This is a genomic window from Periweissella ghanensis, from assembly GCF_918814755.1.
Taxonomy (GTDB): Bacteria; Bacillota; Bacilli; order Lactobacillales; family Lactobacillaceae; genus Periweissella; species Periweissella ghanensis.
In genome coordinates this window covers 26,251-44,539 of record NZ_CAKKNT010000011.1, presented here as the reverse complement: position 1 = coordinate 44,539, position 18,289 = coordinate 26,251, and the positions used below count along the sequence as shown (strand labels likewise).

Below are 18,289 nucleotides of genomic sequence, written 5' to 3'. Positions count from 1 at the left end.
CCTAACTAATTGCGTTAACGGTAAAAATTTTATCCGCAATATTATTGGCTAGTTCAATATCGTGCGTCACCACAATTTGAGTTACACCATCCTTTTTCAAATCGAGTAATAAATTGGCAACCTCAGTCCGCATCGATGGATCTAACGCTGAAGTTGGTTCATCATAGGCCAAAACTTTAGGTTGCATCGCTAAGGCCCGGGCAATTGCTACCCGTTGCTTCATCCCACCAGATAATTCAAATGGATATAAGGCGTCTTTACCCGCTAATTGGAGCTGCGCTAAAATCGGTTTAATCTTAGTTTCCAATTCAGCCGCCGCCATTTTTAAGACCATTTTAGGTGCTAAAGTTACATTCTCCCAAACTGTTAAATTCGGAAATAAATTGTAATCTTGGAAGACCACGCCGATGACATTATTTTTTAAATCACTACTTCGCGGATCAAATGGTTGGCCATCTAATAAAATTTCCCCGCTATCGATATCGCCTAAACCCGCTAACGCCCGGAGTAATGTCGTCTTACCAGCCCCTGAGGGACCAACAATCGCTAAAATTTCACCATCATTAATCGTTAAATTAATATCGTTTAAAATTGGCCGACCATTAAATGATTTTTTGATGTTTTTTAATTCAATCATATCTTTACTCCTTAACGATAATAGTTGTAATATTTTTCTAACCGCCGCAAACCAACTGTGGTTACCGCTGTTAACAATAGATAAATGATTCCCACTAAAATGTATGGTACTAACGTGACATCCCGAGCGGCATCAATATTACCGGCGCGCAACAAATCTCCAATTCCAATAACATATACTAATGATGAATCTTTAATTAAGTTAATAACTTCATTCCCAATCGGTGGAATCACATTTTTAACAACTTGGGGTAAAATAATTTTCCGTTGCGTTTGCCATGGTGATAACCGCAACACTTTGGCTGCTTCATATTGGCCAGTTGGAATTGCTTGAAAACCACCGCGGAAAATTTCGGCAAAGTAGGCCGCGTAATTTAAAATAAAGGCAAACAAAGCAGCATCTAAACGATCAAAGGTAATATGAATCAAAGGTAATCCATAAAAAACAAAAATTAATTGTAATAACAATGGGGTGCCTCGCATTAACCAAACATAACCATTCAAAAACCAACGAACTAGTTTAAATTCTGATTTGAGCCCCAAGCCCGCTAAAATTCCTAGCGGTAAAGCACCAATAATTGTTAGTGCAAAAACTTTTAACGTTACCAATACCCCTGCTAAAAGGGATGGTAAAATTGTTTCAATATATTGCATCCAATAACCTCCTGAAAATAAAAAAGCACCCTCTTAACACGCATGTGTTAAGAGGGTGCTTGGCACGGTTCCACCTCAAAATCAATTCTTGCTCACACAAGAATCCTTAATAGGTTTTACTCACTAAAACCTAAGTCAATAACGCGACCAACCGAATTAACCTACTAAATTTCAGCTAATCAACTCCCAGATGTGGTTCAGATTTAAGATAGGTCTATTTGCACCATCCTAGACTCGCTGTCACTAATCTTAAATCTTACTCTTCTGTTCAAAGTTTTTAAATTTCTTTTAGTTTACGGAACAATTGGCGAATTGGCAAGTATAAAATAATTGCAATCACCACATTTAACGCTAATGATGGGGCAAACGTATGCACCACATAATCAGCCGCATTGCCGACATCAAGCCCGGCAATCAAAGCCGCAATATACGTAAAAATTTGTAATACCGTAATTGACAAAATAATTATCATAAACAATGATACCACTGAATCTGATAAATAATAGCGGAGTTGCTTACTGACCCAAACCATAATTGGTAATCCGACGGTAAAGCCACCGATAACCCCAAAATAAAAAATATCAAAGATTAACCCGGCTAAGCAAGCCCAAAAATAAATTGGCAAATCTAAATCTAGTTCAAACAACACCGCATACACAAACCAAATTACTAATAACATTGGCATAATGTGATATTGCCCGCGGGTTAAAATACCGGCCATATTTGCGAATAAGGCCCCATCAAAGAAAAGTAAGAAGAACGTAATTATCGCAAAAATCCATTTTAATTTTGCGTGGTAGCCATTAAAAAAACCAAACATAATTACTCCTTATTTTTCAATTGCAACAGAAACAAAGTTGATATTACCAAAGTCAGTTGCTGGCTTAATGTAGACGGACTTAGATAACCCACTAGCATCGTTATGCACTGAATCAACTTCACCGACATATAAGCCCTTAGGTGTAATACCGCCTAAACCACTTGTTAGCACTTGATCACCTTTGTGCAATTTAATATTTGAAGTTACTTGTCCAACAATTAACCGGTTAGCATTGCGACTGTAGCCACTCACAATCCCATACATCGCCTCACCTTTTTTATTGGTAATTTGAATTGCAAATCGGTTAGCAGAACCACTATCATCAGATAATAACTCAACCTTTGAAGTTGTCCGATCAACCTCGCTAATCCGACCAATTAATCCTTTACCAGAAACGACTGGCATATCCTTTTTAATACCAGCATTGCGGCCGGCATTAATAATTAATTGGCTTAACCATGCTGAAGGTGCCCGGCTAATTACCGTTGCATTAATTAATGAATAGTCCGTCAAAGTTTCATTCAAATTCAATTGATTCTTTAACGCTTTGTTTTCACTTTCAAGAACTTGCGCACGTACCTTTTCTTGGGCTAAGTCATCTACTTTAGCACGAAGTTGCGTGTTTTCTTGGTATGTATCAAGTAATTGGGCTACGGAATCATATCCACCGTGGGTAACCGCAACCGGCCAGTTAACGACACGGGCCACAACCCCCGCTACATCGTTACCAAATTGTTGAATTGCTGGTGGCGTTGCCCGACGATTACGGACAAGTACTGAACCAGTTAAAAGTGCTACGGTGACAACAATGCCAATAATGACAAATACAAGTCGTCGTGTTGAAAAAAACTTCATCATCTTCCTCCCTTCACAGATTAAGTTAATACAAATTTAAAGTGTTGTATAAAGCGAAATGGCGTACAGGTTTCCCACGCACGCCACTTAGCCAATCATTATTTTGTCTTACGTAATGCGTCAATTGACTTCAAAGCTTCACCAGTTCCAATCGCAACTGCATCTAATGGTTCTGGAGCAATAAATACGGGCACCTTAGTTGATTCTGAAATCACATCATCCAAGTGCTTCAACATTGCACCACCACCAGTAAGCACGATACCGTGATCAATCACGTCAGCGGCAATTTCAGGTGATGTTTCTTCGAGCGTTTCGCGAATAGCTACAATAATTTCAGCAACCACATCTTTAATTGCAATTGCAACGTCTTCAGCAGTAACCGTAATCGTCTTAGGTAAACCAGAAACTAAATCCCGACCACGAGCTTGAGCTCCATCAAGACTTTTAGAGGCTTCAACATCTGCTGAACCAATTTCAATTTTTAAACGTTCAGCGGTTTGTTCACCAATAGTAACGTTATATTCTTTACGAATGTAGTTAATGATCGCTTCATCAAGAGCATCCCCCGCTTTACGGATTGAACGACTTGAAACAATCCCACCAAGGGAAATTGTTGCCACATCAGTAGTTCCACCACCTAAGTCAACAACCATTGAGCCAGTAGGTTCCATAACTGGTAATCCCGCTCCAACAGCTGCTGCAAATGGTTCTTCGATTACATACGCATCACGAGCACCGGCCACACGCGCCGCGTCAATAACCGCACGCTTTTCAACTGTTGTTACTCCTGATGGTACCCCAATGGTAACAAATGGCTTTTGACCACGGCCACCAAGGGATTTTTCTAAATAGTATTTTAACATCGCAACTGTTGTATCGTAATCCGCAATGACTCCATCACGCATTGGGCGAATCGCCCGAATACTGCCAGGTGTACGACCGATCATTTCACGGGCAGCCTCTCCGACGGCAACAACCTCGTTTGTTTGAGTATTGCGTGCTACGACTGATGGTTCGCGCAACACAATCCCTTTACCTTCAATATAAACAAGGGTGTTTGCTGTCCCAAGATCAATTCCAATGTTTCGTTGTCCAAATGATAACACGTTGCTACTTCCTTTCGTTCCTGTGTAATAACTTTTTGTATTATACCATATCCTAAAACAGTTATCATTAAACTACTTAGAATTATTTATTGCATTTACCTTAAAAATAATAGCATATTTTAGTTAAATCAAAGTTAAATAAATAAGCTGTTATCACCAGTAAATGAAATAGAGCTCTGCCAGAAGTCAGGCGATAGCGAGAAACTCACTAAAAAGGAGCTGTGACAGAAGTCGGGCGATAGCGAGAAATACTAGCAAAAAAGCCAGGAAAATTTACTTTTCCTAGCTTTTTTGCTAGTATTTCGAATACATTTAAAAGAAAGCTTGAGCACCAAAGTGGTAAGCACGACCTTGGGTAAGGACATTGGTGCCACTAAAGTTAGCACTAAGCATTTGTAAAGTGTTAACGACACGGCCATTAATCTTTTGGACCTTGGTTTTGAAAGCATAACCATTGTCTGAGTAGCTGTAACCTAATTGGTAAATACCATCAGCAGCGTAGTACATAAAGCCGTTTTGGTTAACTGTTGCTTTCGTGTTATCAAGTTGGAACGTGTTGCCGGTAATAATTACCTTGTGTTGGCGACCATGGTTGTCAAAAAAGTACCATGTGCCTTGAATTTTTTTAGTAATAATTTGTGGAGTTGCTGGGGTTTTAACAACTTTGGTAACTGTATGGCGGTTAACAACGGAAGCATTCGTATTTTGCACGCTAACCCCTACAAATAATGTGACAACTGCTAAACCGATTAAAATTGCAAATACCTTTTTCAATGATTTCATTTTCTTAACCTCCAAACGCTAATTTTATATTGATTTTTTCTACACACTTATCGTAACACTTCTGTAACATAAAAGAAACATAAATTACAAAATAATGTCATTTATTACAGAAAAATCGACAAAAAAAGCTATTCCCAAGCGGAAATAGCTTTTTTCTGTAATATTAACGATGTTTAAGCACCCGTTCAATTTCACGATTTTGTTCACGCTTCTTCAAATCATGGCGCTTATCATATTCATGTTTCCCCTTAGCAACCCCAATCAAGATTTTCGCATACCCATGTTTTAAATAAACTTTCAAGGGCGCAATCGTCATCCCGGTTGCTTGCGTTTCTTTAATTAGTTTACTAATTTCTTTTTTGTGTAAAAGTAATTTGCGGGGCCGCAACGGATCAACATTAAAGCGATTCCCCTGTTCAAAGGGTGCAATATGCACATTAAGTAACGTTGCTTCACCGTTTTTAATTTGAATGTAACCATCGGCAATTTGAATCTTACCGGCACGTACCGATTTGATTTCGGTCCCCGTTAAGACCATCCCGGCTTCATAAGTATCTTCAATAAAATACTCATGGCGGGCTTTTTTATTACTAGCAAGAGCGTCATTTAGCTGATGGGCCATAAGCGACTCCTCCTTTTAATAATTAATTATGAACCCCGTGTTGGGCTGGTTGGTTTCCGACGACCAAGGCCTTTTTGACCACGGCCACCGACTTTACCGCCACCACCGAATTTTTCGTTATTACCACCAAACTTACCGCCAAACTTACCACCTTTATTAAAGCTACCAGCTTTGTTACCAGGCTTGTTGCTACTACGGTGATCGTTAGGACGACGTTTGTCACCCCCACGGCCATTACCACCACGGTTGTTACCGTTATTTTGTGGTTCTGGGGCCCGTAAAGTCGTTGTTGGGGCACTCTTTGGATCAACTAAGACAAAATCAAGAGCACTTTGCGCTTTATCAACGCGGACCAAGCGGACCTTAACGTTTTGACCAATTTGGAAAATTCGGTGACTGCGACGACCAACTAACGCCATGTGTGAATCGATGTATTGGTAGTAATCATCGGTCATGTTTGAAATGTGAATCAAACCTTCAACCGTGTTTTCAAGTGAGATAAACATCCCAAACTTCAAGACTGATGAAACAACAGCGTCAAATGTTTCCCCAACGTGTTCTTCCATAAATTCGGCCTTCTTCATCGCGTCAGTATCCCGTTCAGTATCAACCGCACGACGTTCCTTTTGCGATGTATCTTCCCCAATTTGAGCTAATTTATCACGGTACTTGGCCGTGGCGTCTTCACCAAGGCCATTCTTTTCGTACCATTTAATTAAACGGTGCACCGTTAAATCAGGGTAACGACGAATTGGTGATGTAAAGTGGGTGTAGTATTCAGCCCCCAAACCAAAGTGACCAACTGGTTCGTTTGAGTATTTAGCTTGTTTCATTGAACGAAGCATCATCGTTGATACCATGCGTTCTTCTGGCGTTTCAGCTAATTCACCTAAGATATTTTGGAATAACTTAGGTGATAACTTGTTAGGATCACCCTTAACTGGGTGGCCTAACGCTTGCACAAATTCAAAGAAACTTTGAGCCCGTTGACCATCTGGTGTTTCGTGAATCCGGTAAAGGAATGGCACGTGTAAGCGGTCAAAGTGTTCGGCAACTGTTTCATTAGCTGCTAACATAAATGATTCAATCATGCGTTCTGATAAACCACGTTCACGTAATTCAATATCGGTTGGTTTACCATTTTCATCAACAATAATTTTGGCTTCAGGCGCATCAAATTCAATGGCCCCACGACGCTTACGTTTGGCAACCATGATGTGGTGTAACTCTTCCATTGCTTCAAACATTGGGACTAATTCTTGGTATTCGGCCCGAGTCGCTTCATCTTGATCAGTCAAAATTTTGTTAACTGCCTTATACGTCATCCGTGCATGTGATTTCATCACAGAAGTGTATAACTTGTGGTTAACAACTTCCCCATTGTGATCAATTTCCATATCGGCTGACATCGCTAAGCGTTCGACCCCTGGGTTCAATGAAGCAATCCCATTAGAAATGTTACGTGGCAACATTGGAATAACCCGGTCAGTTAAGTAAACTGATGTTCCACGGTTATATGCTTCAGCATCTAGTGGTGTGCCTTCAACAACGTAGTTAGAAACATCGGCAATGTGCACCCCTAAGTGGAAGTTACCATTTGGCAATTTCCATACCACAACGGCATCATCCAAATCTTTTGATTCAATACTGTCAATGGTTACCAACGTTTGGTCAGTAATGTCGACCCGCTCAGCTTTTTCCGTATCCAAGACGTGGTCTGGAATTGCTTGTGCTTGTTCTAAAACTTCAGCTGGAAATTCGTGCGGTACATCGTGGTTGTAAACAATTTGTAAGATATCAATTCCGGGTTCATCCTTGAAACCAATAACTTCAGTCACCACCCCGTAAATTTCTTTAGGGTTTTCCGCGGTTGGATAAGTAACGATATCGGCCGTCACAACTTCACCATCTTGTGGTGTTAAACCAGCATCGGTTACAAAAAATTCATACGTCAAAATCTTTTTATCAGTTAACTTGATTGAACCGATAATTCCTGGTTTGTTTGAACCAAGACTAAATTGACCAACTACTTTTTCATAGTGGTGCGTCATAATTTCCGTAACTTTACCTTCTGGTCCTCGACTAGGATCAGTTGATTTACGAGTAATTTCAATGGCCACTTCATCCCCGTTAAGAGCATTTAAAGTGTTGGCTGGGCTAATAAAAACATCCAATTCGTTTTCGTCGTATTTGACAAATCCAAAGCCTTTTTCATTACCATGGAAAATTCCCATTTTTTGATTTTCAGGGGCAAAAGTAAATTCGCCGGCTTCATTAACCACGACTTTTCCGTCACGTTCAAGTTGGGCTAATGCTTGGACCACCTTAGTGAATGCATTGGCATCATCCAAGCGAAGACCATCTGTAAGTACTTGCGCCGAAAAGCTTTGAGTGTGGTTAGCTTTTAAAAAGCTTGCTAATTGCGCTTGCAAAGTTTGTTCGTTCATATATTTCCTCTTTCTCAACATTTTCTAAAGATTATCATTTAAAAAATGTAATACGTCAGCTTCTAATGCATGATGAGCTTCATTAACTGTCAAAACATGACCAGCGTCCGGATAGTACTGAATAGTAGGCTCCATTGGTAAGTAGCTAGCAAACGTCGCCGCACTCCCTAAATTAAGCATATTATCCGCCTCACCTTGGGCAAGCAGCATTGGTTGGTAAATCTCACCCGCCCGCTTATTCACCATTTCTGACAAGTGGGTAATTTCTTCAATTTGTTTTGGAACCGCTAAACGTAACGCCTGATCATTAGCCATAATCGTTGTTTCAGCAAGTCCTTGTGCTCGGTACGCTAAATTAGCATAGTAAATGAATTGATCATAAAAGTGCTCCGTGACGTGCATGATATATGGTGCACTAATCGCAATGCCCGTTTTAATATCCTTACATTCAGCTAACATCCAAGTAGCAATTAAGCCACCTAATGACAGCCCACACACAGCAACTTCTTTATATCCGCGATCACGAACATAACTAACCGCATCCCGAGCATCTTGTAACCAATCATCAATATTTTTAGTTAAAATATCCCGCGGCTCGCCAGTCCCATGACCAGCAAAATTCGCACAATACACCGCATAATTTTGCCGTTGCAGTGACCGTGCTAACATCCGCATATCGTTAGTTGAACCAGCGTAGCCATGAAACATCACCACAGCTTTAGTTGCTTGTTCATTTGCAAAGAAAAATGGTTTTGGTGCCTGATACATAAATTCATCCTCACATTCAAAGCTTATTTATGTTCCAATGCGGTTCTCTTCTCTCATTCTTGTAGCCATGCTTGCTACTTAACACCTTTTATCAACTATTTAAGCTCATAAAAAGCATCAAGGCCAGCAAAATCATCACTACAAGACCATTATATATAAAAACCCCGGGTAAAGAACTACCTGGGGATTAATATTGTAATTATTTATGAGCTGATAAATAAACCAAAACTAATGCAATTACGAAAAATAATCCGCCAAGAATTGCGGTTGCCCGTTGCATCACGGCTTCAAATCCCCGAGCCTTGCGATTAGCAAATAATTCACCGGCTCCACCAGTCAATGCGTTCAATGCATCTTGTTGTTTAGATGGTTGCATCATTACCGCAATAATAATCAACACACTAATTACGAGTAATGCGCCTAATAAAATATCGTACACGTCTGTGGCCTCCGTTTATAATTTCAAATGACAATCTACCGTATACTTTAACATAATTAAAGGGTTTAAGCTAGTAAAATCGTTAGCCATGAAATGCACATGTTATTTCATGGTCATTTACTAATCCCGCCGCTTGCATAAAAGCATAGACGGTTTTTTCACCAACAAATTTAAAGCCAGCTTGTTTTAACGCTTTTTGTAATTGTTGGGCGGCCGGAATACTCGTGGGAATAGTAGCCATCGTTGTAATCTGATGATCAATTACTTGATTATCCACAAATTGCCACACAAAATCTGCAAAGGTTTGCCCTTGCGCTTGTAGCTTAACAATACATTGGGCATTGGTAATGGCTGCTAAGATTTTAGCCCGATGCCGCACAATTCCGGCATCTTGCATTAATCGTTCGACATCCACGGTCGTAAACTGAGCGACTTGGGCAATCGCAAAATGAGCAAAAGCAGTTTCAAAATTAGCCCGTTTATTTAAAATCGTTTTGAAACTTAAGCCTGCTTGAAATAATTCCAAGACGAGACACGCAAATAATTTTTGATCATCATGAATTGGCTTACCCCATTCATGATCGTGATAGTTAACATAAAAATCTGGTTGCCCAGTAATCCATTGACAGCGTTGCATCACTTACTCCTTTTTATTCACGTAACCTTTAGTATGCCTACTAAATTTTAGCAAATTTATACTGAACTTTCAGCTTACAAAATGCCTCTTTTGTAATTAAATTCATTTTATTATAATTTATATCTAAAATAAATTATAATAGGAAGAATTATATGCGTAAAAATATCATTGTTTCATTACGAAGCTGACGTTTCTTCAAACGGTGTAATTCAAGCTGATGATTAAGATAGCAAAAAGAGCTGCGAAAATTAATTTTCGCAGCTCTTTTTATTTACTAAATTTTAAATTACATTAGGCGTTTTGTAATTCAGTCAAACGCGCTTGCGTAATAACTAATTTTTCTTGCCAATCAGCTAATTTTTGCCGTTCTTCAGCGACCACGTCTTCAGGGGCATTGTTAACAAAGCGTTCGTTACCAAGCTTACCTTCACCACGTTTTACTTCGCCTTGGAGTTTCTTAACTTCACCTTCAAGACGGGCAATTTCATCTTTGATGTCAATCAATTCAGCAAGCGGAACATAAATTTCAGCTCCGGTAATAACTTGTGTCATCGCCAACTTAGGTGCCACTACATCCGCCCCAATTTGCATCGCCTTTGGATGTGCAAAACGGTTAATGTAATCTGCATTTTCGTTGAAAATAGTTTGTAAGTCCGCATCGTTAGTCTTGATTAACAAGTCAATTGGTGTTGACATCGCGGCATTCGCTTCACTACGGATGTTACGCACAGCGGTAATTAAATCAACTAAGCTTTGGAATTGTTTTTCCGCAACTGGGTTAGCTAACGTTTCATCATACGTTGGGTACGCCGCAACCACTAATGATTCACCGTTATGTGGCATTGATAACCAGATTTTTTCCGTTACAAATGGCATCGTTGGGTGGAGTAAACGTAATGTTTGATCCAAGACGTAGGCCAAAGTGTTTTGCACATTGGCTTTAGCTTTGGCATCATCCCCATTTAAAGTTTCCTTCGTCATTTCGATGTACCAGTCAGCGAAATCATTCCAGATAAAGTTGTAAAGGGCCCGGTTAGCTTCACCAAATTCAAACTTATCAAACATCGTTGTTACTTGTTTAATCGTTGCTTGTAAGCGTGAAACAATCCACTTATCAGCTAATGTTAAGTCTTGTGTCGCTGGTAATTCAGGCTTGGTATTTTCATCAAGGTTCATGATTACGTAACGTGACGCATTCCAAATCTTGTTAATGAAGTTCCAAGCCGCGTCCATCTTCGTGTATGAGAAACGAACATCTTGACCAGGTGTTGAACCAGTTGATAAGAACCACCGTAAGGCATCGGCACCATACTTTTCAATCACGTCCATTGGGTCAATCCCGTTACCGAGGGATTTAGACATCTTACGACCTTGTTCATCACGAATTAAACCGTGAATCAAGACGTTCTTAAATGGCCGACGACCAGTAAATTCTTTTGATTGGAACATCATCCGGGCAACCCAGAAGAAGATAATGTCATAACCTGTAACTAACGTTGAAGTTGGGAAGTAACGCTTAAAGTCTTCTTCATCAAGATCTGGCCAACCCATGGTTGTAAATGGCCATAAAGCACTTGAGAACCATGTATCAAGCACATCGTTATCTTGTTCCCAGTTTTCAATATCCTGAGGTGCTTCTTCACCAACATAAGTTTCACCAGTCGTTTTGTTGTACCACGCTGGGATTTGGTGACCCCACCATAATTGCCGTGAGATAACCCAGTCATGGATATCATCCATCCAACTAGTAAAGGTATTTTCAAAACGAGCAGGGACAAACTCAACGCGGTCTTCACCTTTTTGCATGTCTAATGCTTGTTCCGCAAGTGGTTGCATCTTAACGAACCATTGTGTTGAAAGGCGTGATTCAACTTGAACCCCAGTCCGTTCTGAGTGACCAACTGAGTGCACAATTGGTTCAATGGCAAGCATTAAACCAAGCTCTTCTAAGTCAGCAACAATCGCTTTACGGGCGTCAAAACGATCCATACCGTTATATTTACCGGCTAATTCGTTCATTGAGGCATCATCATTCATCGTGTTAATACGTTGTAAGTTATGACGATTACCAACTAAGAAGTCATTAGGGTCGTGGGCTGGTGTAATTTTAACCATCCCCGTTCCAAATTCAGGATCAACATATTCATCCGCGATGATTTCAATTTCACGATTGGCAAGTGGCAACATAACTTTCTTACCAACTAAGGCCTTGTAACGTTCATCACTTGGGTGCACCGCAACTGCCACATCCCCCATCATTGTTTCGGGACGTGTCGTAGCAATTTCGATGTAGTTTTTACCATCGTAAGTTACATCCGCATCAACAAATGGGTACTTAACGTGGTAGAAAGCTCCTTCATCATCTTGGTGAATAACTTCGATATCTGATAACGCCGTCCGGGCTTGGGGATCCCAGTTAATGATGTATTCACCACGGTAAATCAAACCTTTGTTGTAAAGGTCAACAAAGACTTTCCGAACTGCTTTTGATAACCCTTCATCAAGGGTAAAGCGTTCGCGTGAGTAATCAAGTGAAAGCCCTAATTTACCCCATTGCGCTTTGATGATTGAAGCATATTCATCTTTCCATGACCAAACTTGCTCGATGAATTTTTCGCGACCTAAGTCATAACGGGTAATGCCTTCTTCACGTAAACGAGCTTCAACTTTCGCTTGCGTGGCAATCCCTGCGTGGTCCATCCCTGGGACCCAGACAGTATCAAAACCTTGCATCCGTTTTTGACGCACGATCATATCTTGTAAAGCTGTATCCCAGGCATGTCCTAAGTGAAGCTTACCCGTCACGTTAGGTGGTGGAAGCACAACTGAATACGCGTGCGCAGTTTTGTCTCCTGAAGGTTTAAATAGACCAGCTTCATCCCAAGCTTGGTAACGACCAGCTTCAACAGAAGTTGGATCGTATTTGGTTGACATATCAATATCTTTTGCCATAATAATTCCCTTTCTAAAATAAAAAACCGCCCCGATTGCTAAATGCAATCAGGACGGCTGTAAAAGTCGTGGTACCACCTGAATTGACCGCTCAAATTATTGAGGGTCCACTCTAACAATAGTAACGGATTGTTAAACCGCTAATTCCTACTATTAGTTCAGAATCAGATGCCCTGTAAGCTACCTTCGTAAGTTCTTATCAAGGTTTGCACCAACCACCTTGTCGCTAAAATTAAGAATTCTTACTAATCCTCTTACATCGTCGCATTTTATATTAACATTTTCAAAAAATATCCGCTACTACTTATTTAGCTAAAATTTCTTCCAACTTAGCTTGTGCATCAGCGTAATCTGGTTCAGTACCAGTAATTTCAACGATTTGACGGTAAACGATTTGACCGTCAGCATCGATAATGAAGATTGAACGTGCATCAAAAGCAGTTGCTTCAATAAAGAGGTTCATGGCGTAACCGAATGATTCTTCTTTATCTGAAAGCATCTTCATGTTTTCAACACCTTCAGCAGCACACCACTTAGTTTGTTCTTCAACTGAGTTAGTTGAAACCGTAATAAAGTTAATGTCGTTATACTTATCAATAACTTCGTTAAAGTGCTTTGTTTGTAAAGCACAGATGTTAGTTTCGATGTTTGGCACAACACTGATCAAAGTAACCTTACCTAATAAATCAGCTGTCTTAACTTTGTTACCTTCTGCGTCGATTAACTTAAAGTGTGGCAATTCCATACCAACTGAAACTGGTTCACCAACTGTTTGAAATTTGTCTTCACCTACGAAAATGTCCATGTGTATCCACCTCATTGTAATTTAGATTATATAAATTTTAACACGTTGGGGAAACAAACGACAATATCTAAATGCCCTCGCACGTAATTTGGTTATCTTTGATATTTATGTTATCATTTTATAAATTTTATAATTTCATCTAAAGAATGGAGCCATTATGAATCAAACAAAAGCATTACCTAAACAAATTATTCCGGTTTGGTTAATTAGTAAAGTCCTCGGCTTACTCGTTTTATTAGTTATTTGCGGTGGCGCTTGGTACCTTAGCCAACGATTCCTACCAATGATTACGCCGTATGTTTTAATTATCGCAGCTCTAGCCCTATTACTTGATATTATCAATTTAGCCCTCGTACCCTACTATTATCGTTTTTGGCGCTATGAAATTAACGCTGATTTTGTCTTTATTCAATCCGGCTTCTTTATTCGCCAACAACGCACCATTCCAATAAATCGAATTCAAAACGTCGATTTAGAGCAAGGCCCGCTCTTACAAATGGCGCATTTAAAAGAACTTAAAGTGGTCACCGCTGCTGATGGTTTTTCAATTGCCGGAATTACGGCGGCGGAAGCTGATAGCCTACGCAATCAAATTGTCCAAGCTGCACGAAAGGCTAGGGAAGAAAATGCCTAAACGTTTACACTGGTTACTAGTCCCCATCACGGTCGTTAATAGCTTAATTAATTCCGTCTTTATTTTTGTCATCTTAGTTTTTATCGCTAGTACTTTTAACTTGCCCAAGCCCGTTTTATATGGTCTGGGCGTAATGTTAGCCCTCTTAATTATTGCTTTACCGATTATTAACTATTTCAAAACCACCTATACGCTTGAAGCCCAAGAATTTAGTTTTAAAACCGGCGTAATTATTAAACAAGCCCGCCATATGCCATATAGTCGCATTCAATCAATTGAACGGATTCAACCATGGTATATGCAAATCTTTAAACTCGTTGAATTAAAGATTGAAACCGCTAGTCAAGATGATGAACCAATCGTGTTAAAAGCCCTGACAATTGCCGCGGCTGATGAAATCGAAGCCACCCGTAATCAACGACAACACGTTCAATTACCTGGGCAAGTTGAAGTGCTTTATCCTCAAACAACTGGTAGTGATGCGATGGCCAAGCAACCGACGACGCCTACACCAAACAACGATATCAGTTACGCCATTAACATGCATGAGCTCCTGATTTATGGCTTAACTTCATTAGGGATTTTACCAGGAATATCAATTTTATTTCTAGTATATTCCCACCTGTCAGAAATTATCCCCAAACATTTTCTTAATCAAGTCAATCAATTAGTTGTTAAAAATTCCGTGATTGCGATTGTCGCGTTGACTATCTTGGCGATTATCTTTGGGATGCTTTTGAGCTTGTTACAAATTTTGAATCGTTATTACCACCAAGTTGTAACGCGTAATCACCATACTTTTAGTATCAGCAAAGGTTTTTTTAGTAAAACTACGGTCCATTTTGATCAACGTAAAATTCAAGGCATCACGATTGAGCAATCATTTTTACGGCGGTTATTTAAATTATATACCGTTAAATTGTTCATTTCCGGGTCCGATAAACAAGAAGATGCCAATGATAAATCACTCGTTTTAATTCCCGTCATTGACCAACTTAATCTTCCAGTCGTCTTAAAAAACTTATTACCGGAATATGAATTTGAGTTTAGTAAGTTAGGGCGCGATAATACCAAATCACACTTTTGGAATTTTTGGCGCATTGGCTGGCTGTGGTTTTGCTGGCTACCACTCGTCCTAATCCCAATTTATTATGGTTGGTACGTTCCCGTAATGGTTATTGGAATTATCATTATTGCACTGTGCATTACCGTCTGGGCATGGTTGGATAACACTGAAACTAAATATGCAATTTCAAAAGATCAGTTAAATATCCAAAATAACGTCTTTATGACCAAAAAAATCTTTTTACTCCGAGCTAATAAACTTCAGCTCATCAATCATCACCAATCAATCTTTATGGCCCACGGCACAACGCATCACTTAGATTTTATCATTCGTGAAGGTAGTCGCGCTGCAAGTTTGACGTTACGTTATTTAGAAGCTAACGAAAATGAAAAACTCCAAACGTGGTACAAACAACAAGTCCTGAGTGAAAACAAATAAAAAACAGACGCCTAGGCGTCTGTTTTTTATTTAGCGTCATCTAATGATTGTAAATACACTTCCCGAGGTTTTGAGCCATTATTTGGTCCAATATACCCTTCGGCTTCTAATTGATCAATAATGCGGGCAGCCCGGTTATACCCAAAGCCAAAGCGGCGTTGTAATAACGACGTTGAGGCTTTTTGTTCGCGCACAATAAACTCAAGGACATCCGCCCACTGCATATCGTGAGCCGGTGCTCCATTATCACCGTCGCCACCATCGGCATCTGATTCGATTTCTTCGGTGATCGAATCATCATAATCGGCCGTAGTTTGCGCCTTAATGAAATCAACCAAGTTGTTAACATCGCGGTCGGAAATAAAGGCCCCTTGCACCCGTTGCGATGGTTTCCCACTTGGTTCAAATAACATATCCCCATGACCAAGCAATTGTTCGGCCCCGTTTTTATCAAGAATGGTCCGTGAATCCATCCCTGAGGCCACCGCAAAGGCAATCCGCGATGGCACGTTAGCTTTAATCAAGCCGGTGATAACATCAACGGTTGGCCGTTGGGTGGCCAAAATCATATGAATACCAGCCGCCCGGCCTAGTTGGGCAATCCGAATAATTGGTTGTTCAACTTCGGATTTAACTTGAATCATCAAATCGGCCATTTCATCAACCACGACCACAATATAAGGCATCTTAACGTAGCCCGTTTGATGTTCACCGTTATACGCTTCAATTTGCTTATTGTATTCACTAATCTTCCGCACACCGACCGTTGCAAGTAATTTGTAACGATCATCCATGATTTTGGCCACTTTTTGTAAGGCCCGGGCGGCTTTACGTGGATCAGACACAACTGGGGTTAGCAAGTGCGGAATATCATTATAAATTGATAATTCCACTTGCTTAGGATCGACCATCACCATTTTCAAATCACTTGGTTTATTTTTCATCAATAAACCAGCAATAATCCCATTAATCGCCACTGATTTACCCGAACCAGTTTGTCCGGCAATTAACAAGTGTGGCATCTTCCCAATATCGGCCGTGACCACTTCACCCGTAATTCCACGCCCAATCGGCACTTCAAGTTGACCTTCTTCATCTTGAGGTGAATTTTCAAAGACGTCACGGAAACCAATCATTGCTTGATGGGCATTTGGTACTTCAATCCCAACTAATGATTTACCTGGAATTGGGGCTTCAATCCGCACACTGGTTGCGGCTAAGGCAAGCGCCAAATCTTGGGCCAGTCCGGTAATTTTAGACAAGCGCGTCCCAATGGCCGGTTTAATTTCATATTGGGTCACGGTTGGTCCTAAAGCGACCGATTCCACCGTTACATCGATATTAAATGATTTAAGCGTTTGTTGGAGAATTTGTGATTTTTCTTTAATTTGTTGGTAATCGGCTGATTGATCAGTTTGCTTAACTTGATCCAACAAATTAGTTGATGGTAATTGATAATCTTGTTCATCAAAGCCATTTTCACTTGGACTAGCCATCGTTGGGACTGGTGGTTGAACGTCGTTTGGTTCAACATCAGTTGGTAAATCAAATGCATCGGCGGCCATCGGATCAGGCGTTGGTTTCGTTGTCCAGTCACTCGTTGGCACAACCGGCCCTTCATCTTCGACAACTGGGGCGCTCATCGTTGGCGTCCCTGGCGTCTTAAAGACCGGTTCAGCCGGTTCAACTGGCGCCAATGATTGATCTAATTGCTTAATATCAAATGTTGAAATTTTGGGTGTAACTGTTTCTGATGCTAAGCTAGCCGGTGCTACACTGTCAGTCGCTGCCTTATCGGGGGCCATTGCTTTGGGCGTTGGTAATGGTTTAGAAGCTGGAAATAAATCTTGATCTAAAATATTATCAATCCGGGCTTGGCGTTCGGCTTCCCGAGTTGCTTCAAGTTCAGTTTTAATTTGTTCCGTTCGCTTTTGGAGCTCTTCACTAACTTTTTGGGCCGATTGCGCGGTTTTGTGGCCAAAAATTCCTAAGCTATTAAAGAAAATTCCCAATGTTTTTTGTAATGGCAAATCAAATAAAACAATAATCCCGGCAATAATTAAGCCAATTGCAATCACAATCGTGCCCCAGTTAGCAACTAGTGGTGCCACCGCGCCATACATTAAAGCACCAATCGCACCACCACCGACGTCACTTTGGGCTAGATGATTAACCATATCCGATTTAATGGCATTACTTAAGACCGTCAATTCGCCACTACGCACATTAGCATTCGTAAAAAAGCTCAATGATTGCCAGACTAACACCCCTAAGTAAGTTAAGCCAAAGCCGAGATAAACCCGGCCTTTTAAATTAACCCATTTACCATACACGGCAAAATATAGGAATAAGATGGCTAAAAAGCTCGTAAAGACTTGATATGAGTCCCCAACAACATAGCGAAAGCCATTTGCTAAAAGTAAACCCACTTCACCAGCTTTTAAAATTGCTAACAATAAAATAAACACAATTGCCACGCCAATTAAATTATTCCGATAAATAAAGGCTTCACTTTTAGTGGCTGTCCCACGGGGCTTTGCTTTTGGCTTAGCTTTGGCAGGGGTTCGTTTACGAGTATTTGTTGTCGTTTGTTTCTTGACAGGCATGTCGACCTCCTTTCAAACAAA

The 18,289-nt window shown here is 40.3% G+C and carries 16 protein-coding genes and 2 other annotated features; of the genes, 2 read left to right on the top strand and 14 right to left on the bottom strand.

What is annotated here, in order from left to right; genetic code table 11:
- Position 1 precedes the first annotated feature (1 nt).
- The 13 genes from LQZ76_RS05105 to LQZ76_RS05045 all read right to left on the bottom strand — a co-directional run bounded on the left by LQZ76_RS05105 (position 2) and on the right by LQZ76_RS05045 (position 13,524).
- Positions 2 to 637, bottom strand: coding sequence for an amino acid ABC transporter ATP-binding protein (locus tag LQZ76_RS05105; RefSeq protein WP_230098687.1), 636 nt, complete (start codon positions 635 to 637; stop codon positions 2 to 4).
- Between the two features lie 11 nt (positions 638 to 648).
- Positions 649 to 1,290, bottom strand: a complete 642-nt coding sequence (locus LQZ76_RS05100) for an amino acid ABC transporter permease (RefSeq protein ID WP_230098686.1) — start codon at positions 1,288 to 1,290, stop codon at positions 649 to 651.
- A 48-nt stretch (positions 1,291 to 1,338) separates the two neighbouring features.
- Positions 1,339 to 1,571: a binding site (T-box leader), on the bottom strand.
- Positions 1,568 to 2,110, bottom strand: coding sequence for a rod shape-determining protein MreD (gene mreD, locus LQZ76_RS05095; RefSeq protein WP_230098685.1), 543 nt, complete (start codon positions 2,108 to 2,110; stop codon positions 1,568 to 1,570). It overlaps the preceding feature by 4 nt.
- Before the next feature lie 9 nt (positions 2,111 to 2,119).
- Positions 2,120 to 2,968 (bottom strand): rod shape-determining protein MreC, encoded by an 849-nt coding sequence (mreC, locus tag LQZ76_RS05090; protein WP_230098684.1) that lies wholly within the window; start codon positions 2,966 to 2,968, stop codon positions 2,120 to 2,122.
- Between the two features lie 95 nt (positions 2,969 to 3,063).
- Positions 3,064 to 4,071: a rod shape-determining protein gene (locus LQZ76_RS05085; protein ID WP_230098683.1), complete on the bottom strand. Its 1,008-nt coding sequence runs from the start codon at positions 4,069 to 4,071 to the stop codon at positions 3,064 to 3,066.
- 312 nt (positions 4,072 to 4,383) lie between these two features.
- A complete protein-coding gene (locus tag LQZ76_RS05080) occupies positions 4,384 to 4,854 on the bottom strand; it encodes a hypothetical protein (protein WP_230098682.1) in 471 nt (156 codons plus the stop codon).
- Between the two features lie 163 nt (positions 4,855 to 5,017).
- A complete protein-coding gene (smpB, locus tag LQZ76_RS05075; RefSeq protein WP_230098681.1) occupies positions 5,018 to 5,476 on the bottom strand; it encodes an SsrA-binding protein SmpB in 459 nt (152 codons plus the stop codon).
- Positions 5,477 to 5,502: 26 nt separating this feature from the next.
- Positions 5,503 to 7,923 (bottom strand): ribonuclease R, encoded by a 2,421-nt coding sequence (gene rnr / locus LQZ76_RS05070; RefSeq protein ID WP_230098680.1) that lies wholly within the window; start codon positions 7,921 to 7,923, stop codon positions 5,503 to 5,505.
- Between the two features lie 24 nt (positions 7,924 to 7,947).
- A complete protein-coding gene (locus LQZ76_RS05065) occupies positions 7,948 to 8,691 on the bottom strand; it encodes an alpha/beta hydrolase (RefSeq protein ID WP_230098679.1) in 744 nt (247 codons plus the stop codon).
- Positions 8,692 to 8,890: 199 nt separating this feature from the next.
- The gene (gene secG, locus LQZ76_RS05060) at positions 8,891 to 9,130 is read right to left on the bottom strand and encodes a preprotein translocase subunit SecG (protein ID WP_168722297.1); all 240 of its coding nucleotides are present in this window, start codon (positions 9,128 to 9,130) and stop codon (positions 8,891 to 8,893) included.
- Between the two features lie 82 nt (positions 9,131 to 9,212).
- The gene (locus LQZ76_RS05055) at positions 9,213 to 9,767 is read right to left on the bottom strand and encodes a DNA-3-methyladenine glycosylase I (protein ID WP_230098678.1); all 555 of its coding nucleotides are present in this window, start codon (positions 9,765 to 9,767) and stop codon (positions 9,213 to 9,215) included.
- A 291-nt stretch (positions 9,768 to 10,058) separates the two neighbouring features.
- Positions 10,059 to 12,719, bottom strand: a complete 2,661-nt coding sequence (locus LQZ76_RS05050; RefSeq protein WP_230098677.1) for a valine--tRNA ligase — start codon at positions 12,717 to 12,719, stop codon at positions 10,059 to 10,061.
- Between the two features lie 46 nt (positions 12,720 to 12,765).
- Positions 12,766 to 12,991 (bottom strand) — a binding site (T-box leader).
- A 32-nt stretch (positions 12,992 to 13,023) separates the two neighbouring features.
- Positions 13,024 to 13,524 (bottom strand): peroxiredoxin, encoded by a 501-nt coding sequence (locus tag LQZ76_RS05045; protein WP_230098676.1) that lies wholly within the window; start codon positions 13,522 to 13,524, stop codon positions 13,024 to 13,026.
- Between the two features lie 157 nt (positions 13,525 to 13,681).
- Between LQZ76_RS05045 and LQZ76_RS05040 the strand changes: the two genes are divergently transcribed.
- A complete protein-coding gene (locus tag LQZ76_RS05040; RefSeq protein ID WP_230098675.1) occupies positions 13,682 to 14,158 on the top strand; it encodes a PH domain-containing protein in 477 nt (158 codons plus the stop codon).
- Complete coding sequence (locus LQZ76_RS05035) at positions 14,151 to 15,662, top strand: PH domain-containing protein (RefSeq protein ID WP_230098674.1); 1,512 nt, start codon at positions 14,151 to 14,153, stop codon at positions 15,660 to 15,662. The genes LQZ76_RS05040 and LQZ76_RS05035 overlap by 8 nt, the downstream gene beginning before the upstream one ends.
- Positions 15,663 to 15,688: 26 nt before the next feature.
- On the opposite strand, the gene LQZ76_RS05030 is transcribed toward LQZ76_RS05035, so the two are convergent.
- Complete coding sequence (locus LQZ76_RS05030; protein ID WP_230098673.1) at positions 15,689 to 18,268, bottom strand: DNA translocase FtsK; 2,580 nt, start codon at positions 18,266 to 18,268, stop codon at positions 15,689 to 15,691.
- Positions 18,269 to 18,289 lie beyond the last annotated feature (21 nt).